At 58.6% G+C, this 21744-nt stretch carries 19 protein-coding genes; 8 read left to right on the top strand and 11 right to left on the bottom strand.

From position 1 onward, the window contains the following. The first annotated feature begins 32 nt into the window (after positions 1-32). Genes ACFSCW_RS12515 through ACFSCW_RS12505 form a run of 3 tightly spaced genes read left to right on the top strand, consistent with a single transcriptional unit; the run spans position 33 to position 4401 of the window. Entirely contained in the window at positions 33-1187 is a 1155-nt protein-coding gene (locus tag ACFSCW_RS12515; protein WP_380889692.1) for a hypothetical protein, read from the top strand. Continuing rightward, a complete protein-coding gene (locus tag ACFSCW_RS12510; protein WP_380889689.1) occupies positions 1187-2584 on the top strand; it encodes a hypothetical protein in 1398 nt (465 codons plus the stop codon). The genes ACFSCW_RS12515 and ACFSCW_RS12510 overlap by 1 nt, the downstream gene beginning before the upstream one ends. A gap of 53 nt (positions 2585-2637) precedes the next feature. Continuing rightward, complete coding sequence (locus ACFSCW_RS12505; protein WP_380889687.1) at positions 2638-4401, top strand: right-handed parallel beta-helix repeat-containing protein; 1764 nt, start codon at positions 2638-2640, stop codon at positions 4399-4401. On the opposite strand, the gene ACFSCW_RS12500 is transcribed toward ACFSCW_RS12505, so the two are convergent. Both ACFSCW_RS12500 and ACFSCW_RS12495 read right to left on the bottom strand, forming a co-directional pair. After that, entirely contained in the window at positions 4398-5216 is an 819-nt protein-coding gene (locus ACFSCW_RS12500) for a glycosyltransferase (RefSeq protein ID WP_380889684.1), read from the bottom strand. The two genes, ACFSCW_RS12505 and ACFSCW_RS12500, sit on opposite strands and share 4 nt — an antisense overlap. A gap of 19 nt (positions 5217-5235) precedes the next feature. Further along, positions 5236-6219 (bottom strand): glycosyltransferase, encoded by a 984-nt coding sequence (locus tag ACFSCW_RS12495; protein WP_380889682.1) that lies wholly within the window; start codon positions 6217-6219, stop codon positions 5236-5238. A gap of 156 nt (positions 6220-6375) precedes the next feature. Between ACFSCW_RS12495 and ACFSCW_RS12490 the strand changes: the two genes are divergently transcribed. Next, entirely contained in the window at positions 6376-7497 is a 1122-nt protein-coding gene (locus ACFSCW_RS12490) for a glycosyltransferase family 4 protein (protein WP_380889679.1), read from the top strand. A 130-nt stretch (positions 7498-7627) separates the two neighbouring features. Here the strand turns inward: ACFSCW_RS12490 and ACFSCW_RS12485 are convergent, their stop codons facing one another. Beyond that, on the bottom strand, positions 7628-9634 hold the full coding sequence (locus tag ACFSCW_RS12485; RefSeq protein ID WP_380889676.1) for a calcium-binding protein: 2007 nt from the start codon (positions 9632-9634) through the stop codon (positions 7628-7630). Between the two features lie 187 nt (positions 9635-9821). Continuing rightward, positions 9822-10757 carry a GDP-L-fucose synthase gene (gene fcl, locus ACFSCW_RS12480; protein ID WP_380889675.1) on the bottom strand — a complete coding sequence of 312 codons (936 nt, stop codon included), beginning with the start codon at positions 10755-10757 and terminating at the stop codon, positions 9822-9824. 186 nt (positions 10758-10943) lie between these two features. On the opposite strand from fcl, the gene ACFSCW_RS12475 reads away from it, so the two are divergent. Then, entirely contained in the window at positions 10944-12287 is a 1344-nt protein-coding gene (locus tag ACFSCW_RS12475; protein ID WP_380890126.1) for an oligosaccharide flippase family protein, read from the top strand. On the opposite strand, the gene ACFSCW_RS12470 is transcribed toward ACFSCW_RS12475, so the two are convergent. From ACFSCW_RS12470 to ACFSCW_RS12440, 7 genes are all read right to left on the bottom strand, one after another. Beyond that, positions 12253-12861: an NUDIX domain-containing protein gene (locus tag ACFSCW_RS12470; RefSeq protein WP_380889673.1), complete on the bottom strand. Its 609-nt coding sequence runs from the start codon at positions 12859-12861 to the stop codon at positions 12253-12255. The two genes, ACFSCW_RS12475 and ACFSCW_RS12470, sit on opposite strands and share 35 nt — an antisense overlap. Before the next feature lie 2 nt (positions 12862-12863). Next, complete coding sequence (locus ACFSCW_RS12465; RefSeq protein ID WP_380889671.1) at positions 12864-13880, bottom strand: glycosyltransferase family 2 protein; 1017 nt, start codon at positions 13878-13880, stop codon at positions 12864-12866. After that, positions 13877-14743, bottom strand: coding sequence for an NAD-dependent epimerase/dehydratase family protein (locus ACFSCW_RS12460; RefSeq protein WP_380889670.1), 867 nt, complete (start codon positions 14741-14743; stop codon positions 13877-13879). Before ACFSCW_RS12460 ends, ACFSCW_RS12465 begins: the two co-directional genes overlap by 4 nt. A gap of 3 nt (positions 14744-14746) precedes the next feature. After that, positions 14747-15931: a DegT/DnrJ/EryC1/StrS family aminotransferase gene (locus ACFSCW_RS12455; protein ID WP_380889668.1), complete on the bottom strand. Its 1185-nt coding sequence runs from the start codon at positions 15929-15931 to the stop codon at positions 14747-14749. A 102-nt stretch (positions 15932-16033) separates the two neighbouring features. Then, a complete protein-coding gene (gmd, locus tag ACFSCW_RS12450) occupies positions 16034-17107 on the bottom strand; it encodes a GDP-mannose 4,6-dehydratase (protein WP_380889665.1) in 1074 nt (357 codons plus the stop codon). Positions 17108-17177: 70 nt separating this feature from the next. Then, positions 17178-18146 carry a glycosyltransferase family 2 protein gene (locus tag ACFSCW_RS12445; protein ID WP_380889663.1) on the bottom strand — a complete coding sequence of 323 codons (969 nt, stop codon included), beginning with the start codon at positions 18144-18146 and terminating at the stop codon, positions 17178-17180. A gap of 21 nt (positions 18147-18167) precedes the next feature. After that, the gene (locus ACFSCW_RS12440; RefSeq protein ID WP_380889660.1) at positions 18168-19565 is read right to left on the bottom strand and encodes an exopolysaccharide biosynthesis polyprenyl glycosylphosphotransferase; all 1398 of its coding nucleotides are present in this window, start codon (positions 19563-19565) and stop codon (positions 18168-18170) included. Positions 19566-19887: 322 nt separating this feature from the next. On the opposite strand from ACFSCW_RS12440, the gene ACFSCW_RS12435 reads away from it, so the two are divergent. The 3 genes from ACFSCW_RS12435 (at position 19888) to ACFSCW_RS12425 (ending at position 21709) form a co-directional block, all read left to right on the top strand. Further along, a complete protein-coding gene (locus ACFSCW_RS12435) occupies positions 19888-20136 on the top strand; it encodes a hypothetical protein (RefSeq protein WP_380889658.1) in 249 nt (82 codons plus the stop codon). A gap of 114 nt (positions 20137-20250) precedes the next feature. Next, on the top strand, positions 20251-20778 hold the full coding sequence (gene msrA / locus ACFSCW_RS12430; RefSeq protein ID WP_380889656.1) for a peptide-methionine (S)-S-oxide reductase MsrA: 528 nt from the start codon (positions 20251-20253) through the stop codon (positions 20776-20778). Positions 20779-20842: 64 nt separating this feature from the next. Further along, complete coding sequence (locus ACFSCW_RS12425) at positions 20843-21709, top strand: UTP--glucose-1-phosphate uridylyltransferase (protein WP_380889653.1); 867 nt, start codon at positions 20843-20845, stop codon at positions 21707-21709. The last annotated feature ends 35 nt before the right edge of the window (positions 21710-21744 follow it).

Below are 21744 nucleotides of genomic sequence, written 5' to 3'. Positions count from 1 at the left end.
CGTCCCTGATCGGGCTGTATTTTGTTCTGACGGTGACTTTCGCGGACGTATTTCGAAGCCGGGCTCCAGAGTTAGCGCTTCGGGCCGCGCCATGGGATGGACTGGCAAAGTCGCAATGGGCAAGTCGCCTTAGCACTGGCGGTCTGAAGCCGTCGCTTATTCCGCAGGCCATTTATCTCGCGCAGAACGCGCTTCGCCGAAGTCCAGTCGATCCGGTCGCAGCGCGAGTGCTGGGCATCGCCTTTACATTGAACAATCACCCTAGGGCCGCGGCCAAGTCGATAGTCTATTCCGAGACAATCTCCCGGCGAGATTTGCCAACACAGTTATGGTTTATTGAACGGGCCGTACAGGCGAACAACATTCCGGAAGCGCTCGTCCATTACGATCGAGCACTTCGGGTCAATGTGGCAGCACGCGATACGCTTTTTCCCATTCTGGTCGCCGCCTCAGACGATCCGACGATCAGACGTCCGCTGATTGATATTCTGCGGCATGGGCCGTCTTGGCAGGGCGCATTTGTCCACCAGTTGATCGGCACCAGCATATCAGCGGATCCGATCTACGATTACATAATCGACCTTGGCTACACCTCCCGTGATCCCGTCCACCCCGATTTCATGCCGAGGGCAATCCGCAGGCTTGCGGAAGGGGGCGAGGTGGCCAAGGCTCTCGATCTGTACGCACGGGACCGACATATCTCGCGCTCAGCGATCCCTTGGATCCGGAATCCCGATTTCGCCGACGATGACCGACTGCCTCCATTTGATTGGCTGATCGAGGATCAAGTCGACCTTGTAGGGGTGAAGCAAGCTCGTCCCGACGGGAGCGGGATGGCGTTGGGATTGCGAGCCACCGAAGGTAAGGACGGTATTGTGGCCCGGCAGCTGTTGTTGCTTCAGCCTGGCCTGTATGAGCTGAGTGCAAGGGTTGGCGATACTGCCGGTTCTGAAATCAGCCGACCCCGGCTGATTGTAAGTTGCGGACCTGCTGCCTCGACCGAGCGCTTGCTCAACATCCCATTTCCTGAAGCGCCTTCATCCGGGCGTGCGATAAGCACGAACGTACGTGTTCCCGCAAAGTGTGCACAGCAGTGGCTGGCCTTTGACGCCCGCTCGGCGGAGCCGGATTCGGCAGTTCCTTGGATCACTGCTCTCAAACTGCGTCGACTTCAGGAGGGAAAGTGATGGCGGGCTCCGCGCTTTCTGAACGCAGCGCGCCCGTACAGGTGCTTGATGCCCGCGCGATGAATGCCGAAATCGCACTTCTTCTTTTCGCCTTCGCTTTGCCTTTTACCCGATTGGTGGAAGTCGATCTGATCGGCGTTCTGTATATTCACGATCTTCTGACCTTTCCGCTGCTCATCGCGTTGCTGCTCCGGCCGCATGCAATCGAAATGCTTCGACCGATGCGCCTTTTCCTCCTGCTGCTTGGGGTATGGCTCGTCGGAGCGGTGTTGACCGATCTGGTGCGGCATACAGCTCCCAACGATTACATGCGGGGCTGGTCCAGAATTGCCCTGTTTGGCGGCAATACAGTCATGCTCTGGCTCCTGTCGCGGGGCCGTATAAGAGTTCTGATGGCTTACGTGTTGGGCGCAGGTTTGGCGCTTGCGGCAAATACCCTGATCAATCCAACAGCTCTTATGGCTGAAGATCCTTGGAAATTCGGCATTGGATATGGGCTTGCGATCACTTGCGGGGTGGTTGCCACCTCTCGCATTTTACAGAGGATGTTCACGATACATTTTGGATCGGTCCTCATCGGGGCCGTTGGGCTTGCAAGTCTGTTCCTGAATTCGCGATCGCTCTTTGCTATTTGCCTTCTTGCTTCCGCTTACGGATTTTTGGCTTCTTACGTTAGCCGCCACCCTCGCTTTGCGAGCAAGGTGAACCCCCTTGCCTTCGTCGGTTTTATTCTGGTCGGACTGGTTGTCGGCAATTTCATGATCCTGGCTTATGGAGAACTCGCGTCCACCGGCGTGCTCGGCCATGCGGCACAGGCCAAATACTATGCCCAGCTCGGCGGAACGAGCGGATTGAACGTGATTATCGGCGGACGCCCCGAGGCGCTTGTTTCGTTGCAGGCGATCGCGGATTCCCCGATCATCGGGCATGGATCATGGGCCCGCGACCCTTATTATTCCCTCCTGTACTTTTCGAGCCTCAAAGAAGCTGGCCTTCAGGCTACCGATACGTATCAGCAACTCGGCGAACTCAGCGAGTTCCTTATCCCCTCACATTCATATGTGTTCGGCACATGGGTGGAAGCGGGCATCGCCGCAGTGCCGATCTGGATTTACGTCATGTTGCTGGCATTCCGCGCTCTGTATGCGAATGTCCGATTGCGAACGGAGGCCAATGCCCTCATTTCTCTCGTGGCGTTGGTGGTGATGTGGGACGTGTTGTTTTCGCCCTTCGCCTCCGATGCACGGATTTCGAAGGCGATCGAAGTGTGTATTTTGATCGCGGCGAACGAGCGGCTGCGCAGGGCCGGTCAAGCGCAAAGTAGCTCCGCACTTGCCAGCTCCGGGAGGGCGCAGCCGGGATCGGCCGGATCCGCGCGCCAGCTTTGGAAAAGATAACGCAAACCCCCACTGGCGTGGCGATTAGCCGCCGCGCGTCTCTGGTCCTTCCGTTGGCCGGTGGCGCCACCGCGGCACTCGCCTCACAGACCTCGCAAGCGCCCGCTGTAAAGGGTCAGCTGGATGGCGCTACAGGGGTCAGTCTCAATCGCTATGGATTCCGGGGCGATGGCCGGACAGACGACACGCGGGCTTGGCGCGACGCGATCGAGGAAGCCGCGGCGAGAAATATCCAGTATATTTTCGTCCCTCCCGGAGAAACCGGCGTCTCTACCGTCAGCGAGCCTATTGTCCGGGGGAAGCTGCCGGCTGGGCTGTCATTCATTGGCGAAGGCTCGCGGAACGGGACGGCGATTCATGTGGGCGTTCGTTTGCGCTACACAGGAGCGGAGACGTGTTGGTTTATCAATTTCCCGGACTTCTCTCCGGTCGAAGTTGGGCAGTGGAGCTGGCGCGGTCTTGCTTTCGAGGCCATCGATCCGCGCGCGACGATGTTCGACTTCAACGATGCCGCGAACCACGCACCCGTCGATGGCGGGGGCCATAGTTATCTGGTGCATGCAAGATTTGAGGGGTGCTTTTTGAAAGGCGGGCAAGGGGGTGCTCGGCAAACTGGCGACGGCATACGCGCAGCAAAATTATTCGACCTTTTCATCGATAAGAATTGCTCGATCCGCGACTGGCGCAGAGGGGTGTGGCTCCGGGGATGCGACGATTGCACCATCGAAGCGCGAATGGATCTCAATACTCGCAATATCCACCACGAGAACAGCGGCACGTTCGGAAGCAACTTACAAATCAGGTCTAATTTCCTGGGCCGTTGTCCACCGCAAAATGCGGAACCAGCCTATATCGTTTTTGACAGCGGGAGCGGAACGCTCTGCATGGGTACGTTTTTCGAAGGCATGGGCGCGGAGCGGGCGCTTTTATATCTGAATGGGTACGGGACGACGCTGGTCGGCAACCGGTTCGCGGGCGCACCCTTTTTTGAAATGGGGCCGCAAGCGCGCGAACTCACACTGATCACTCCAGCTTGCCCGGTCGAACAGAAGGCCTGGCGTCCGATCATACACCCGCCCGAGAGCTGGGATTTCGGGTACCAACAGCAGGATTATCGCGCTCTTGTCCTTGGCGGCACCAAGAACTTTCGAAAGACCGCCGGGGCGCATCCACGGCTGCTCATCGGTGACGCATTCCCGCAATATAGCGACAGTGGTATTCCCTTGGCGCCGCCACATGACGCTGATTTTCTCGCGGACGCGCGAGGTTGCCGGCCACGCAAACGTCTGCTGACCGCTCTCAACAACTGGGGCAAGGTGGAGGGCACCCCTGCCCAGTCGGGATCCACGGCCATCCAGCACGATCAAGGAAGTTGCGGTTGGCTGCTCCGGTTGGACCCCGGCCAAGAGCATCCCGGCATCGCCGCCGAGTTTATAATGGGCGTCGACATTCAGCCCGGCGACACGCTTCGTATTCGCCTGCGTTATGCCACTACTGAAGCAAGTGCTTGGACGCTCTTGGCGCAACGAAATTTCGGCTCGGACCATTCCCTAATCCAAGCATTGCCCGAAAGCGATTTTGGCCTCGCAGAAGCCCGCATCGAGACGCGCGGTTGGAAAGCAGGTGACACGTTGGGAATACTGGTCCTGAAGAGACCGAGCGCTCGTGCAACGTGCCTGCTCGACTTTGTCGAATTCCTGATTGACGATGGTCATGACGCGGCAATCGACGCACTGACCAAGCAAGTCCAGGCACTGTCCGCTCGCTTAGCAGACGCCGAACGAAGATTAGGCGCGCCCGGTGTTCCGCCGCGCTAGGCTTGCGTTCGTGCTGCCTTTACCACACGTGCGCGCCCGCTCGACACAAGGCGCCGGGCTTGAATCGCGCGAAAACTGCGCTCTCCAAGTATAATGTGCGCTAACTTACGGCGTATCAGCAGTTTCGCGATCTTGACTTGTTCGAGAATTCCCATCGCTTGGACGTCGCGCAGTTCCCTATATTGCTTCAGCAGTGATCGCCAGCTCCCGGTGGAGTTCGACACGCCCCCATAGGAGAAACAGCCGATCGCGATTGGGACATGACTATAGGGAAGGCTAGAGAAAGCTTCCTTCAGAAACTTCGTATCCGCAGCGAAATGCATGTCGGCCGAATATGATACGCGCCGATGAAACAGGGTTGGGATCAATATCGATTGATGGGTCGGGAGATCGCCGGAATTTAAAGACTTTGCATCAATGACTGGTGCATCGACGTATAGGGATTGGCCTCCGACAACGAAGATCGAGTCGCCATAAATGAGAACGTGGTCCAGGTCGTTTTCTCTTTCCTCCAAGAGATCGAGGAGGGCGCTCGGGTCGGCGACCCGATCCCCGGAGTTCATGAATAAAAGCGAGCGGCCGCCGGCAGCTGCAATGCCCTTGTTCATTGCGTCATATTTGCCCGTGTCGGGTCCGTGAAGATGGATCGCGCGCGGAAAGCTGCGCGCAACAGCGGCACAAGAGTCATCCGGCGATCCGTCGACGATCAGCCATTCGATTCTATCCGCGGCCAACAGGTCTGGTGCACTCTCAAGCGTGGCACGAAGATCTGCGGGATTGCGATAACACACAGTCACAATGGTCAGCAAAGGCACGTACAGCTCCAATCCGGTTCTAGCGCCGCTGAGCCGTCACGGAAGCCCGATAGCCGCGCTCCTCCAGCAGCCCCAGCGCCGTCGCCATGCGGAACGTCCATGTGCCGACCTCATGCAGTCGGGCAAGGTTGCGGGCGACGAGCTGCTGATGCTGGTGCAGGTTGGCCAAGAGCCGGTCGAGCTGCCCTGTGGGGTCACCAGTGTCGATTGGTATCACGGGATCGTAGCCGAACAAATCCTGCAACTCCGAAGGGCAGCGGCCCAAGATCAGGCAACCCGCAGCCATCCCTTCCAGATAGCGCAGGGTGAGAGTCTCGATATTGCCGGAGCGAGAGGGATGCGTAAGCGAAGACGGTAGGCATACCAAAAGCTTGGTATCCTCCAGACCCGCCTTCAGCGCTTGGCGACCCGCAAACACCAGCGACGTGGGCGTTTGCTGATACCGATGGACATACTCCCGATCCCTGCAATGACCGGCGATCGCGTCATGATACCAATCCCACCGGCGCCCGAGTTCAAGGACGTCGACGTTTCTCGCTGCGAGCGGCCGGGCTGGATCGAAGAACGCGGAGTCGACAGCTTCAGGAAGCCAGAGCGCGTCCAGGCCAGGCACGCGCTCCCGCATCTCCTCGGCTGCCTGACGAGCGGTGAACAAAGCCGTTCGAACCTTCAGCGTGCGAAGCAGGTGCGTCCAGCGACCGAATTCCGGCGGCCAGCAGTCGAAGGCGAAGGGAACGACTTCGGCGAAAAGCGCTTGGGGGAATGTTCGATAAAAGCACGGCCCCATCATGGGTACGAGATACGCCACGTTCGAATAGGAGGTGAGGCGCCGATAGAGGCCGGATCGTGCCGCAACCTTGCCGGCAAGGCGAATTAAACCGGCATCGTTGTTGACGCCTCGCACACCACATTCAGAGAGCGCGCGCTCCACTGGCTGAACGGCATCGTCGGAAGTGTGTCCGCGATTGCGAGCGGCCAGATAGCGCAGTGTAGTGAAGTGCATTGTCGCTCGCGAACCCAGTCGTGGGATCCCGTAGATTACGCCGCCCATCCTCGCAATCCAGAGGACCTCTCTTTGACCCGCGGGGGCGCTGCATCTAATGAGCTGCAAACCTTGCGAGATCGATCGCCGAAAGGATTAGCGTTGACGCCGAAGAGGATGCTGTTCGGCATCAAGCAGTTTCAGCAGGGATGGGGAGGTGCGCCGGAGTCGCTGCGGCTGCTGGCAAAGCACTTGCAGGAAATCGACATCGCCTGCGACGTGTTCGACGGGCGTGGCTTGCACCGGGATGTCGGCAAGCTCGATCTGTTGCCGGAACCTGGCGCGCCGGTAAGCTCTTTCGACTTCGGCGATGTCGCTGCCTATCATTCCTACTGGCAAGCCGGGCCGTGGCAGCACCCCTACCGAACATGGCGGATCGTCCGCGCTATGGCGCCGGGACAACTCTTCTTCTACATGCCGCGGGGTGGATTGGCCGACATCGAATTCCGGCGGTTCCGCGATCTTAAGAAATTTCCCTACTACAGCCTTATTGAGCGGCGAATCCTGACCCGCGCAGATCGGATTGTGTTTTCATCGGAATACGAAAGGCAAAGCAGCTATCGCGCCAGATCGGTACGAGCTGCGAGCATCGTGATACCGGACTTCTTTCAAAATGCCGACTTGTTCACGCTCGCAGAGGAGAGGGCTTTACGAACTCAGTCGCCGGCGCGCGAGGGTGGGCAGCTAACGGTTTCATTCCTTGCGGAGATACGTCCGCTTAAGGGGCTGCTGCCTCTCATTGAGGGATTTATCCGCTTCGTACGGGCTACTCGCCTGTCATCCAGGGTCGTCCTGAAAGTTGCTGGCGGCCTCCGGCCTGGCTCACGATCTTACCTAGCCAGTGTTCAAGACATGCTTCGCCAAAGCTCGGATGTCCGTATCGAGTTGATGGGGCCACTTCATCACGCAGACCGCAAAACCTTTTATGCGCAATCCGATGTTTTCGTCGTGCCCAGCTTTTCCGAATCCTACGGATTAACGGTTCTCGAGGCTTTGAGTGCGGGATGCACCGTGATCGCCGGACCGAACATCGGCGTCTTAGAATATTTGCCGAATGTGTCCGGGCTCACCGTGATGCCTGCCGTAAACGCGAGCGAGATAACCCGAGCCCTGCACGAAACGTCGTCCCAAGCGGATTTCAGTCTCAGCGCTCGTACAAAGCGACGGGAATCTGCCCAGCTTGGCATCGATTTCATCAACCGGCTCGCACTGGACCGGTTCGGCTCATTCCTTCGCTAGCTTCAGTCTGACTATGGGCGGCGATACCGCTGCCACATCGCCGGCCGGCGCCAATTCATTATTCGTCCTGGCTGCATCATAGCGGAAGTGCACGTGGCAGGGGGGTATCCCCCCCTGCCACGAACCATATTTACGCAAAGGAAAGATCGCTCGCCGGTATCAACGCTTTCCAATCGAGCCCATTAGTGAAAATCATGTCCGAAGCGGACAGCTGACTGGGGCTATTGAGATTGTCGAATACGATCTGCCCGGAAAGCGCTGCGCCGCTATCCGAGTGGAATTGGCCGAGGTCGAGGACCAGATTCTGACCCTGAACGGACAAGGCCGCCGATACGTAGGTGAAGGTCAGTTGGCCGTTTCCCAAATCGCGCAGGTGCGAGAAATCCAGCAAATCAGACTCGGAATGATTGAATCTGATGATTGCATCCGCCCAGGTGCCGCCGTCAGGATCGAAGATGTAGGTGTCTGCGCCGACGCCGCCATCGATGGCAATGCGTTGCTCGCCGGCAGGGTGGGGAACCGCTCCGAAGCGGAGCACGGCGGTGTCATTGTCGCCGCCGCCGCTCATCGTGCTGGACACGCCGTTCACGGTCACGTTGCTGGCGGTTTCGACCAACAGGTCATTGCCCAATCCGCCCGATAACTGATCCGCTCCGTCTCCTCCGAGCAAGATATCGTTGCCATCTCCGCCGAGCAAGGAATCCGCCCCTTCTCGCCCAATAAGAAGGTCGTTTCCGCCGCCGCCGGAAAGCAAGTTGTTTCCGGCGTCGCCCGCGAGCCGGTCGTTGCCTTCGCCGCCCTGTAGGCTTTCGATAGAGATCAGCTGGTCGGAAAATGAGTTGCCGCCGCTGCGGTCGACGGCCGTTCCGCGATTGATGTCCGCATCGACCGACAGGCCAGGCGTCAGGTCCCACCGGGCGAGGTCATTCCCGAGACCGCCGTCAATAACATTGTTCCCCAAGCCTCCGGCTATGGAGTCGTTGTTGCTTCCGGCATGAACAACATCTGCTCCTGCGCCTCCCGAATAAACGAGGCCTGCCGTGCCTTGCAGATTGACGATAGCGCCACCTGAGCCAGTCTGAATTAGAAGCCCGCCATTATCGACGGTTGCATTCATATCCAAATGACCGGCAGCAGATTCGATCGTAGCAATGTGGCCGCCCTGATTGTACGTACCCGTCAGATTGTAATGGCCATACCCGAACAGGAGCTCGGCCGGGAGCGCTCCTGAGCCGGAAATGCCGAACTCGCCAATCGATTTGGACAAGTCATAGGTGCTGAAACCGCTGGCGGTCTTACCATCTAGGGGGCTGTCGGCGGCCTGGAACGATATTGCACCGGACGATAACGTGAGATGGACATCTCCCAAGAGAGTCGGGCTCAGCCGGGTGAGGGACGCCGATCCGGTCAGGACAGGATTGCCGGCTTGATCAAACGAAATGCCGTCATAGCGCTCGCTGGTCAAATAATGAACCAATGGGTTCCCGGCACTTTGGCCAAAAACGGTAAGATAGGTTGCGGTGTCCAGCGTGGCTGAGGGATTTCTTCCCTCTTTCCAACCAAAGTTAAGATAATGTTCGAGCGGATCGAGTCCCGAATTCGCCACATCGGGATTGTGATTCAGATAAAAAGCCTTGTCGAATAGGCCATTAGGCGCTCTGCCTTCCGCACGCCCATAGCGCAAATAATGCGTGTATGGATCGAGTCCCGAAGCGGCGACATCGGGATTGTGCAACAAATAGTAACTCTGATCGAACGCATCCGTAATCGGATTGACGGAAAAATGAACTCTTCCCTCGGCAGATCCAAAGTTGATGAAGTGCACGAGCGGATTAATTCCAGCCTGAGCGACATCGGGATAAGCTACTAGATAGCGGTCGCCATCGAACTTTGGCGAAGGATTGCGATGTTCCCGCCAACCGAAGTCCATATAATGCTTCAGTGGCTCAATGCCGGCGGCTCGGATATCGTTATACGAGTTCAGATAATAGTTAACGTCGAAAAAGGCGTTCGGATTGCGCCCTTCGTGCCAGCCATAGGTGATGTAATGCTGGTACGGATCGAGACCGGATGCGGCGACATCCGGGTTGTGCGCGAGATAATAATCACGGTCGAAACCGTTTGCATCGACTGTCAATGATCCCTCCTTCGTCCCTTTGCCGGTCCAACTCAGCGCAAAGGTTCCGGTTCCGTTATGGGGAGGGTTCCGTCAGATGGGCCTTCACACCGAATGCCTCGGCTCGCATGAGCAACATGTGCCCGCAGCCCGGCCGTTCCTCTGACGTGCTGTCCGAAAGCGGCAAGCCGGATGCTATGAGAAAAGATCAGGCTGCTCGGTTAGCCAGGAACCAACGATATGTGGATTCGATTCCTTCGCCCAGCGAGATTTTCGGCCGCCAACCGAGACTCTCGATCTTGGCTGCCGACATCAGCTTGCGCGGCGTGCCGTCGGGTTTGCTCATATCGCGCGTTATCTCGCCATCGAAGCCGACCACGCGGCAAATCTTTTGCGCGAGATCGAGGATCGTCAAATCGCTCCCCGACCCAATGTTCACCTGTTGATCGTCGCTGTAGTGGGACATCAAGTGCACACAGGCATCAGCGCAGTCGTCTACGTGCAAAAATTCGCGGCGGGGAGTGCCACTGCCCCAGATCGTCAGGGACTTGGCACCTGAGGTCTTCGCGTCATGCGCCTTGCGTATCAGCGCGGGCATCACATGACTGCTATTAAGATCGAAATTGTCGTTCGGCCCGTATAGGTTTGTCGGCATCGCGGAAATGAAGTCGCGTCCATATTGCCGGCGATAAGCTTGGCAGAGCATGATTCCTGCAATCTTGGCGATTGCATACCACTGATTGGTCGGTTCCAACGGCCCCGTCAGGAGGCTGTCTTCCCGTATCGGTTGAGGGGCAAGTCGGGGATAGATGCAAGAAGAGCCCAGAAAGCACAGCTTTTCGACATTCGCCTTCGCCGCGGCCTCGATCACGTTCACGGCAATCTTGAGATTTTCCTGCAGAAAATCGACCGGATAGCTGTCGTTTGCCAAAATACCGCCCACGCGCGCCGCCGCCACGAACACGGCATCCGGCGCCCGATCTGCAATCCACCCCCGAACGGCGGATTGCTCCGAGAGATCCACTTCATCGCGGGAGGCCGTGAGGATCTCGCAATCCTCTTCTGCAAGGCGCCGGACCAACGCGCTCCCGACCATGCCGCCATGGCCGGCAACCCATACGCGCTTACCAGAAAGACTGTACATTTTCTTCCTCTTCTAGGATGTGCGCCCCTTGCCGGGGGCAAACGGAGTCCGCAAGGAGGGGCAGGCGATTTGCCGTCACCGCGGGCATTAGCTGTCCTTAACCGATGTGTGAATGAGGGTGCCCTGGTACGTTTGCAGATATGGCGTGGGCGGAGTGCTTGCTCGAACGACGGCGGGCGGCACTTGGTGAACGAAGAGCGCCAAAGAACGCGGCTCCGCTTGCAACGCGCCCGTTTAACCATCGCCGCGAACATTGCGTCGCGCGGGCTTGCATTTCTGGTGGTGTTCGCATCTGCGCGGATCGCACTGCCGGACCTCGGACCAATCCGCTTCGGCATCTGGATGGCAATCTCGAGTTTACTACTGCTCCTCACATTCCTCGATTTCGGAGTGGGCAACGGCCTCGTTGCCCCCATAGCATCTGCGATGGCCGCGGGGGACAAGTCGAAGGCTGCCGCTGTAGCGACGCGAGGCCTCGCCTTGAGCGCAGGGTGGGGTGTTGTTCTCGGCGGGGGCCTTGCGGTCGCCAGTTGGCTCGCGCCGATCGGTTGGCTCTTCAAAGGGGCTTCCCCCCCCGATCTGGTCGAGGCTCGTTCAGGTCTGATGACATTCGCGTTGCTGATGGGGGCGTCGCCTGCTCTCGGGGCGGTGGGTCGTATTCTGGCCGGCATTCAGCGAGGCTATCTCAGCTATCTGACAAGTGCCGCGGGATCGATCGTCACCGTTTTGCTGCTGCTGACACTGGGGCGCAGCGGCAACCTCGGCGTGGCGGGGTATATATTGATCACGTTTGGACTGGTGCAAATCAGCGCACTCGCTGCCGGCGTCTTCATCTGGAGGCAAGGGTTGCTTCGGATCGATCTGCTGCGCGGTGGGTCCTGGCAAGATTATCGCCCATTGCTTGCGTCGGGCGGACTGTTCTTCGGCCTCCAGATTGCAGCAATGTTTGGTTGGGGACTTGATCAAACCTTCATTTCGGCGATTAGCGGCCCGGCAGCGGTTGCGACATATTCCGTCGTGACCAGGATCTATATGTTAGTCTCTCAGCCCCTGTACATATTCAATGCTCCGTTGTGGGCGGCCAATGCCGACGCCTTGCATAGCGGCGACATCGATTTCGTACGCTCCGGCCTTCGCAAATCTCTCTTGATAACTTCGGCAGGTGCGCTGCTGGGCGGGCTGACGATGGTCGCGGCTGGCCCGTGGATCTGGACCGCCTTCACAAAGGGGCAGCTCGCGTTTCCAGCTACCCTTATGATCACATTCGCGATTTGGACGCTCGTCGAAAGTACGGGCAACGCATTCGCAATGTACTTGAACGGCGCTCACATCGTCCGCGAGCAGCTGACCACGATGGCAGCCTTTGTAGCAATCGCGGTGCCGCTTAAAATCCTGGTCTTGCATTGGGCAGGGCCGGCTCTGCTGCCGCTGGTGACAGCGGGGGCGTACGTAACCTCTATGCTCGTCGCCTATGGCTTGGTTTTTCGCGATCGCATTACGCAGCCGCTTCGGGGGGGAGGATTGGCGTGAAGAGTTCGGGTCGCCGAAGTCGCAACGATTGAACGAGAATGAGAAGTTTGGGATCGCCCAGCTCGTTTCGATCAGCCATCTCCGCCAGCAACGGGAGCGCAATTTCGTGTGCCGTGACCGACTCGGCTTCGTCGCTGCATCCTCCCCCCAGGCCAATATGCTGATGTTGGGCATAAGGAGACAAAAACAAGAAAACGCGCTCCGTCGAAAGAGAAGGAAGCGACCAGATCGTCGCAAGCGGTTCGAGTTCGGCTAAACGCACGCCTGCTTCCTCCAAGGCTTCGCGCGTTGCGGCCTCAGCGGGCGTGTCCCCATCCAGGTTGCCAGCGATTGCTTCGAGCAAGGGGGCTGAGCCGGTCCAAAGCAATGGTGGCCGGGGCAGAGAAACGACAAGCGCGCAGCGTCGCTCCGGATCATAGGGCAGAACGCAGACAGCCGAACCATGATCTTCGACGTGGCGCTCCACCACCGCTCCGCATGGCATTTGCACCGCCAATCGGTATAGTTTGTACCATCCGTCGTAGACCAGAGCGCTTTGCAGAATGACAGCGTTACGAGAGCGATTGGCCGACATCGTTATGGCGCGAGCTTGCGCAGCTCGAGTACGCCCGCTCGGATGAGATCAGGTAAAATCGCCAGCGTGCCGCCCTCCTGCTGGAAGAGCTGCGCCAGTCTGCGCCTGACATCCCGCCGGACGGCCGAGGCCTCGATCCCCTTTTGTTGGCGCGGAATGCCCTTCAGCAATGCCATACCTTGCAAGATCGTACGGGCGGTCATAGCTCGCCGTTCTTGAGATAAAACGCGTCCGGAAACCGTCTGTTCAAGCAACGCCTCGCAGCGCGCTGCCCAGTAACCTGCCTTCAACAGCCAAGAGGGAGAAGAAATGGTAATGGAGTCAGCATGAGCAGAAAATTGGACCAGAGCATCCTCGATCCATGCAAAGGGGCCGTTTTGTCTACCCAGCGCAATCATGAAGAGCAGCATGTCGGGCCCGATGGCTCTGCGCCACATCAACTGCTCGGCGAGTTCGTCGCTGTGGCATAGCTCGGGCATCTTTTGGCGCCATGAGTCAAACGCCGACCGGCTGAACAGCGCGCAAGCGGGGCTGGCCGGCGGGTTGAGCACAACCGGCGAGGTTCCGAAATAGCCCTTGAGCATTTCCTCCGGATCGACTTGGCGGCATTTGCCTGAAATCGGAAATGGGCTCTCGTCGTCGACGTCGCGGATAACGCCTCGTCCCAGCGCCAAGTCCGCGCCATCGCTCAACGAGGGCAAAAGCCGAACCAAAATGTCGGGTGCAACGTAATCATCCGACCAAATGAATGTGACGAAGTCGCCGGAAACGAGGTCCGCGCCATCCAGCCAGCTGCGGGTCGGCCCAAGCCCTCGCGCATTTTGGGCCAAGAGAACTTCCGGATGCGCGCTATAAGCTTGATTTAGCGCCTCCCAAGATCCGTCGTCGCTTTGGCTGTCCAGAACCACCACGTCTGCCGTCACGTTGGCTTTGCGCGCCGCAGCGAGACAGGATGCAACCGCCCGGACGACGTATCGGCCCCGGTTGAGTGTTGGAATGACGAACGACACTTTCGTCATGGTTGGAGTTCCGTGTCCCGAGTAGCCAGGTGCTGAGTACGCGATCTTTCCGCATACGACCGCAATGAAGCTCTCAATGCGAACGGCGCTTGCGAAGGCAGCAGGGCCGCAAGCCGGCTTGTATCTGCAAGAAGGCTATCGGCTGGCCGGTCCTGAACGATGTTCCAGCTCAGATCGGCGCGCCCCATTTCCTCAGCCAACATTTGTGCGATGTCGATCACGCGATCGTCTCGCCCCGTGGCACAATTCACGACTCCTTGCGCATCCGAGATCGCGAGACGAGCGCATGTTTCGGAAAGCCAGGCGGCGTCGCTCATATCGCGTCGGTTCTCTCCGCCAAAAAGATCGATTGAGCTCCCGAGGGGCGCTTCAGCAATGCGCCGGCATAGGCTGGGCACGAGATATGATTCTGCCTGATGGCGGTCGAAATAGCTGAACAGGCGAAGAATGAGGTTATTTGCGGTGAGCTTGCCGACCCATTGCTCTCCCTGCAGTTTAGTCATGCCATAAAGGGAAACTGGATCGAGAGGGTCGTCTTCCGACAGTCTGCACGTGCTTGAGCGGTAGACATGAGAGGTGGAGATATAGATAAGGCGAGCGGAGTTGATCGCTGCAGCGCGCGCGACATTTGCTGTTCCTCCGACATTGATCGCGATTGCCTCGTCAATCCTTTTTTCAACCTGCTGAACTGGCACCATGGCCGCGGAATGAACCAGGACGGGCAGCCCATGTGCCCAATCCTGGACCGAAGCCGGATCGCGCACATCGCCGCGAAAGGGCACGATCTCGTGTCCATGGGAGCCGAACGCCGTCGCCAGGCGTGAACCGAGCACACCCGTTGCTCCCGTCAGGCCGACCTTCATGTCCTACGCTTTTGCAGCCGAGATCAGCGCTTCTTGAACGACCGCTTCATCCTCTTCATTGGCGATAGGACTGAGCCCGATCATCAATCCGCGGTCGAACACCTCGTCACAGTTGGGCAGGTCTGGCTGATGCGCGGGAAGATCAAGCAACCGGGCGAGGGGGTGTCGCAGCATGTTGCCGACGATGATGGGCCGAGTTTCTACTCCCGACGCCTCGAGAGACTGCTTGGCCCGGTCCCGGTGGGCCCGGTCGCTGAACAATAAAGGCGTAGTCATCCAGCTATGACGGTCCAGAATGTCGATTCCGGGGACGGCAACACGATTCGTGTCAGCCAACGCAGCGGCCCGGCCCTTGGCGATACGCCGACGTGCCTCCAGCATACCGTCAAGGCGCTCCAGCTGAACGAGCCCGATGGCAGCGTTCAAATCGGTAGAGCGGACATTATAACCGGGTATGACAAAGCAGAAGCGCTCGTCGATGGCCGTTTTGTCGAATGCCAGGAAGCTCTCGAGTTGAAGGCCGCGAGACCAACCGTGCGCGCGAAGCGCATAGCAAAGGTCCGCGATGTGAGGATCGTCGGTGATCACCGCACCGCCTTCGATCGTGGTGATGTGATGCGAAAAGTAGAAACTGAATGACGCCGCAAGTCCGAGGGTTCCGACCGCATTGCCGCGTTCTGTCACGGCGCCGATGCTTTCGCAGGCATCCTCGATCAAAACGAGCTTGTTCGCCTGACAATAGTCCCTGAGTTCCTCGAGATGGCTGGGATTGCCGAGGACGGGAACGGCGACGACCATACGTGTGCGGTCCGTGCGCACGGCGTCAACATGTTCGACGCTGGCGTTCAACGACGAGAGGTCGATATCGCAGAAGACCGGACGGAGGCCGCGGTTTAGAATGGGAGTCAGGGTCGAGGGCCAATTTAACCCTTGGATAATGGCTTCGTCACCCCGCTGGATCGGCTGAGGAAGAAGATCCGGACGCAATTGGGCGAGATGAAAAGCGGCCTCAATGGCAATCAGATTGGCCGACGATCCTGAGTTGACCAGGATGGCATGTTTGACCCCGTGCCGCGCCGCAATTGCCGCCTCGAACGCTGTCACCCGCTCGCCTTGTGTCATGCGGCCGCTAGCAACAACCTCCGCAATGGCTGCCGCTTCTGCCGGTCCCATCGTATTGTAGGCCAACGGTATGCGAAAAGTCATATGTCCTCAGATCAATGAAGGCGTTGAATTAGGAGAGGCGTAAGTCGATGACGTAAGAAGTGCGTCGGGCAAAGAAGTAGAAGATCATACTCCTTTTACGACCGGCGCATCTTGCATCACTTGCAGATCGGCCTGAACCATCTCCCGAGCCAGTTCGCGAGGAGAGGTCTCATGGCTCCATCCGAGCTTCTGTTTTGCCTTGGCCGGGTCGCCAATCAGCAAATCGACTTCGGTGGGCCGAAAATAGCGAGGATCCACTTCGACAAGGCACCGTCCTGTATTACGGCAATAACCCTTTTCGTCGACCCCGCTGCCCTTCCACTCGAGGCCAATCCCTACATCCTCGAATGCCCATTCCACGAACGTGCGCACGGGAGTGGTTTCGCCCGTCGCGAGGACATAATCGTCGGGCTCGTCCTGCTGAAGCATTAGCCACATTCCGCGAACATATTCTTTCGCATGTCCCCAATCGCGCTTTGCATCGAGATTTCCAAGATACAGATGCTCTTGCCGACCCAAACTTATGGCAGCGGCGGCGCGCGTAATCTTGCGGGTCACGAAGGTTTCCCCTCGAAGGGGACTCTCGTGATTAAACAAGATTCCATTCGAGGCGTGCATCTTGTAAGCTTCTCGATAGTTTACGACAATCCAGTATGCATAAAGCTTAGCTGCCGCATAGGGAGAACGCGGATAGAATGGAGTTGTCTCGCGCTGGGGAACTTCCTGAACGAGACCGTACAGTTCTGATGTAGATGCCTGATAAAAGCGGCACCGTTTCTCCATTCCAAGGATTCTGATTGCTTCTAGCAGACGCAAAGTACCCACAGCGTCGGCATTGGCCGTGTATTCCGGCGTTTCGAAGCTCACCTGAACATGGCTTTGCGCGGCGAGGTTGTAAACTTCGGTTGGCTGTGTCTCTTGCACCAAGCGGATGAGGTTGGTGCTGTCGGTCATATCGCCGTAATGAAGGAAGAAACGAGGATGAGCGGTATGAGGATCCTCATAAATCTCTTCGATCCGGCTGGTGTTGAACGAAGATGACCGCCGCTTCAGGCCGTGTACGATGTACCCCTTTTCCAGAAGCAAGCGTGCCAGGTAGGCCCCGTCCTGTCCTGTAATTCCGGTGACCAGCGCAATCTTCTCATTCGACACAATCATCTCCTTCGGAGGCGGGCGTTTGGTGCCTCGGGCCTCTCACGTCAAGGCTGGGGGAGGAGGCGAGCCGGTCTCAGCGCCGCCAATAGAAAGGTTGCATCGACAGCCGTTGCTTCAGGGCGGGCGTCAACCGTCTTTCGAGGCGACCCAAGCGGTATCCCGCATATTTCGCTATCGTGCGCAACATGGCTTGGGGAATCAGCGACGATTTGTGCGCCCAAAGATAGGCCATCTCAGATTTAATGAAACTAAGGCCCTCGCCTTCCGCACGGCCGAAGCGATCCAGAAGCCAAGCGTTACGCGCATGGAAAACGCCAACGTCGAAATAGCGACGAAATTCCTGGATCGTCGTGTAGTCGTGACTATGGTAAACCTCAGCGTCAGCCGCGTAGGCGATCGCCCAGTCGAGAGCGAGCATCGCACCCGCGGTAATCTGGTCTTCCGCGAAGTAGCTGTCTTCAGGGAAATTGCCGGCTTGAAGCAGTGCTTCCCGCCTGTAAGCGGCAAAAGAGTTCGAACAAAACACGGTTTTTATGCCGCGGTGCGCTCCGTCATCCGGCGTCCGTCGTTCTGCTTCGGATCCATAGCTGAACAGGCGGGCATGGCGTTCGATAGCGCCGGCATCGGGCCGGGGAAGTTGCCGGCCATAGCTCAACCCGATCCTGCCATCCTCAAACGGGGCAAGTAGGCGCCTCATACTGTCGGGCCGAGCGGGGACCGCGTCTTGCGTCAAGAGAATATAGAATCGAGCGTCAGGCCTCGCTTCGACCGCGCGCTTCCGCGTCCCTCCATGATTGAAGGTGGACCGGTCGATCCGCATGACTTCGGCGCCAAATGCTTGGAATTCTTCCACGGTATTGTCGTTGGAACTGGAATCAACAATCAAATACGCAGAAGGAGGAAACCCCTGTAGTGCCAAGGCGGGAATCTGGCGGGCGAGATGAGGACCCGCGTTGAGAGTCGGAATAATGATCGACACGTCGTGTGGTGCGATCGCGCCGTTTGCCCCAAGGGTTGCTGCGTCAGAATTTTGATCGGACATGAGCTGAGCGCTGAGATGCTGTCAAAACGCGTTATCGTGCCGCAGGACGGAGAACGTGCGCAATACGATCAGAATGTCCTGCCAAAGTGACCATCTGTTTAGGTATTCCAGATCAGCGCTAAGGCGATTTTTGAGATCTTCGGTGCGATCGGTTGCACCTCGAAAGCCCCGAATTTGCGCCAGTCCCGTCAGGCCCGGCTTAACCGAATGTCGGTGCCGGTAACGCGGATCCACTTCCCAATACAACAACTCTGCAGCACGCGCAGAAATTGCATGGGGACGCGGTCCTACAATGCTCATTTCACCTTTTAAAACATTGATGAGTTGTGGAAGTTCGTCAATGCTATTGCGCCGGATCAGCTCTCCGACGCGTGTTACGCGGGGGTCCTCACGCGTGGTTAGTTTGGTCGCGTTGCTGTCGCATGCGTCGATGTACATGCTACGAAACTTGTACATCTGAAAAATCTTGTTGTCCCGACCGATGCGGCTTTGGCGGAAAAAGACTGATCCCGCGCTTTCCATGCGAATGGCCACCGCAACTGCGACCATCAACGGAGAAAGGACCAGCAAGGCAATGCTGGATACGGCGATGTCGAATGCACGCTTCAATATCCGATCGCGAAGATGCAGCGGGCCTGCTGATACCACAAGAGTACGGTGGCGGCCGTGCCAGCCGATACCGATCAAGCCAAGATCGTCGCTGTCCGTCGTGACGATCTCCCCATCAACCGCCATGCTTTTCAGGACGCGCGCCCATTGACCGTACCGGTCTCGAGAGCAGGACACGATCACTCTATCGGCATGAGCAACGATATTCGCCAATTGATGATAATCCAACGGATCGTCCGTGTCCGCACTGAAGCCCAGCCAGCCGGCTTGCAGAACAACATCGCCCGGCATGGCCGTGTAATCGGCGTCGTCACAAATCACGACGGTAGAGAAAAGGTTGCGACCGAGCAGCCTATGAAGAATCCGGGTCATGCAAATACGGCCAACCGTCAGCACGACTGCCGAGGAGATCATGCCAATCCAGAATACCCCGCGCGAAAAACTTTCGCCCGCCTTCATGGTATAGGCAATCAGGAGAATGGCTGCGCCGCCAAGCGCCAGACTGCGCAACGCCTTAATCACGCCTTCGTTGGTCGAACGGAGCACCGCATCCGCATAGCTGCCGCCGGACGCCGCAAACGCAAGGTAAAGGGGCGCAAGGACCAGCAGCATCGTTACGCTGTGGACGCTCAGCAGGTCGCCCAGATATACAAGACCCGCCAACAAAAAGGAGAGCGCGATAGCGGCAGCATCCACAATGGTAAGCACAGCGTAAAACTTCACGCGCCGCGCTTCCATGTCGGGAATGGTGGGCAGTTCTACCGGCTCGGAAACCTTCCAGGGCTTCAAAGTCCTGTTGGCAATCAGCATCTTGATGTCCGCTCTTGCACCTTACGCCAAGCCGGCACGCTCGGCAGGTCGGGGGTCGGCAGTAGCGGAAAGGCAGCGGCGAATCCACCACCATTGTCGTAAGGAGCGGCGGTCGAACGGGTCGACCCGACCGGCGCGGTTGCTGGTCACCGTTCCGTAACTATTCGTCGGCAGAAGGCTTTGCGGTACACCGGTTCAAAAATGCTGCAAGTGCGAGCAATTTGGACTTGTGTTCCATGTTTGAACGGTTTTAGGATTGTCACGCCAACGGATAAATGCCAAAGGCGGCCTGCGGACCAAAGATGTAAAAGGGAGTGTCCTGATGAGTTTTCGTAAAGCAGCGACGGTTGCCGTCGCCGCCCTTTCGATGATCGCCGTGCCGTCGATGGCTTCGGCGCAGACCTCGGCTTCGAAGCTGTCGGTTGCTTCGGCTGCTCGTACGAGCGCCGCGGCCAAGGGCGACAAGCTCGCCGGTGGCAGCCTGATCATCGCCGTCCTCGCCGCTGCTGCGGTCGTGGCGGGCATCATCGTGGCGGCCGACAGCGGCGACAACGGCCCGAACAGCCCATAGTATCGGCGCTGTAAGGTTTAAGGGAAGGGTCGGTCTTCGATGGAAGGCCGGCCCTTTTCATTTTGGTGACGTGCGCCATATCCGCCGCAAGCATTTCGTGACGAGGACGGACTAATGGAGATCGCAACCTTCGCCGGCGGGTGCTTCTGGTGCACCGAGGCCGTTTTCGACGACGTGATCGGCGTGGAGTCAGTCGAGAGCGGCTATACCGGCGGGCATGTCGCCAATCCCAGCTATAAGCGGGTGTGCGAGGGCGATACCGGCCATGCCGAGGCGATCCGGATCGTATTCGATCCGGCGGTGATCTCCTATGCCGACCTACTCGACATTTTCTTCCACACGCACGATCCCACCCAGCTCAACCGGCAAGGCAACGACGTCGGCACGCAGTATCGCTCGGCGATCTTCCCGCATTCGCCCAAGCAGGAAGCCGAAGCCAAGGCTGCGATCGCGCGCGCGCAGGCGGACTGGTCCGACCCGATCGTCACCACGATCGAACCGCTGTCGGACTGGTATCCGGCCGAGGACTATCATCAGGAATATTTCGCCCGCGTCGGCGACCAAAATCCCTATTGCCAGGTCGTCATCGCGCCGAAGCTGCGCAAATTCCGCAAAAGCTATGCGGAACGATTGAAGCAATAGCGCGCTTTGCGGGCAGCCCGTCGTTCGTTACGGGCGTGGCCAGCCATAGGGAGAAACCCGTTCCATGAAGCCTTTGCGGAAGGCCGTGTTTCCGGTCGCCGGTCTCGGCACGCGGAATTTGCCCGCCACCAAGTCTGTGCCGAAGGAAATGCTGCCCGTCGTCGACCGGCCGCTGATCCAATATGCGGTCGACGAGGCACTGGCCGCGGGCATGGAGCAGCTGATCTTCGTCACCGGCCGCGGCAAGGGCTCGATGGAGGATTATTTCGACATCTCCTACGAGCTCGAGGCGACGATGCGCGAGCGCGGCAAGTCGCTCGATCCGCTGAAGGGCACGCGGCTGGCACCGGGCGACATCGCCTATGTCCGCCAACAGGAGCCGCTCGGCCTCGGCCACGCAGTGTGGTGCGCGCGGCACCTGGTCGGCGACGAGCCATTCGCGGTGCTGCTGGTCGACGAGCTGCTATGGAACCCGGCCAATCCCTCGATCAGTCAACTCGCCGACACCTATCGCGAAAAGGGCGGCAACGTGATCTCGGTGCTGGAAGTGCCCGAGGACCACACCCATCGCTACGGCATCATCGATCCGGGCGCGAGCGACGGCGACGTGACCGAAGTGCGCGGCTTTGTCGAGAAGCCCAAAGCCGGCACCGCGCCGTCGCGGCTGGCTGCAATTGGGCGCTACGTGCTGCAGCCCGAGGTGATGACGATCCTCGACAGGGGTGAGCGCGGGGCGGGTGGCGAAATCCAACTCACCGACGCGCTCGCGAAGCTGATCGGCCATCAGCCGTTCCACGCCCGCACCTATCGCGGGGCGCGCTATGATTGCGGCGACAAGGCCGGCTTCGTGCAGGCCAATCTCGCCCTGGCGCTGGAACGGGACGATATCGGCGCCGATGTGCGGGCCTTCGCGCGGGAACTGCTCGGCTAACGGCCCACTTGCCGTTCATGACGCGAATGCTACGC

The organism is Sphingomonas tabacisoli (assembly GCF_042678385.1).
Taxonomy (GTDB): Bacteria; Pseudomonadota; Alphaproteobacteria; order Sphingomonadales; family Sphingomonadaceae; genus Sphingomonas_B; species Sphingomonas_B tabacisoli.
This window is presented reverse-complemented; position numbering and strand designations above follow the sequence as displayed.

Coding starts and splice junctions, on each gene's coding strand:
- ACFSCW_RS12435 (WP_380889658.1), top strand. CDS start 19,888: ATGAGTTTTCGTAAAGCAGCGACGGTTGCCGTCGCCGCCCTTTCGATG.
- gmd (WP_380889665.1), bottom strand. CDS start 17,107: ATGATTGTGTCGAATGAGAAGATTGCGCTGGTCACCGGAATTACAGGA.
- ACFSCW_RS12465 (WP_380889671.1), bottom strand. CDS start 13,880: ATGACGAAAGTGTCGTTCGTCATTCCAACACTCAACCGGGGCCGATAC.
- ACFSCW_RS12510 (WP_380889689.1), top strand. CDS start 1,187: ATGGCGGGCTCCGCGCTTTCTGAACGCAGCGCGCCCGTACAGGTGCTT.
- ACFSCW_RS12440 (WP_380889660.1), bottom strand. CDS start 19,565: ATGCTGATTGCCAACAGGACTTTGAAGCCCTGGAAGGTTTCCGAGCCG.
- ACFSCW_RS12425 (WP_380889653.1), top strand. CDS start 20,843: ATGAAGCCTTTGCGGAAGGCCGTGTTTCCGGTCGCCGGTCTCGGCACG.
- ACFSCW_RS12445 (WP_380889663.1), bottom strand. CDS start 18,146: ATGTCCGATCAAAATTCTGACGCAGCAACCCTTGGGGCAAACGGCGCG.
- ACFSCW_RS12490 (WP_380889679.1), top strand. CDS start 6,376: ATGCTGTTCGGCATCAAGCAGTTTCAGCAGGGATGGGGAGGTGCGCCG.
- ACFSCW_RS12460 (WP_380889670.1), bottom strand. CDS start 14,743: ATGAAGGTCGGCCTGACGGGAGCAACGGGTGTGCTCGGTTCACGCCTG.
- ACFSCW_RS12470 (WP_380889673.1), bottom strand. CDS start 12,861: ATGTCGGCCAATCGCTCTCGTAACGCTGTCATTCTGCAAAGCGCTCTG.
- msrA (WP_380889656.1), top strand. CDS start 20,251: ATGGAGATCGCAACCTTCGCCGGCGGGTGCTTCTGGTGCACCGAGGCC.
- ACFSCW_RS12495 (WP_380889682.1), bottom strand. CDS start 6,219: ATGCACTTCACTACACTGCGCTATCTGGCCGCTCGCAATCGCGGACAC.
- fcl (WP_380889675.1), bottom strand. CDS start 10,757: ATGTACAGTCTTTCTGGTAAGCGCGTATGGGTTGCCGGCCATGGCGGC.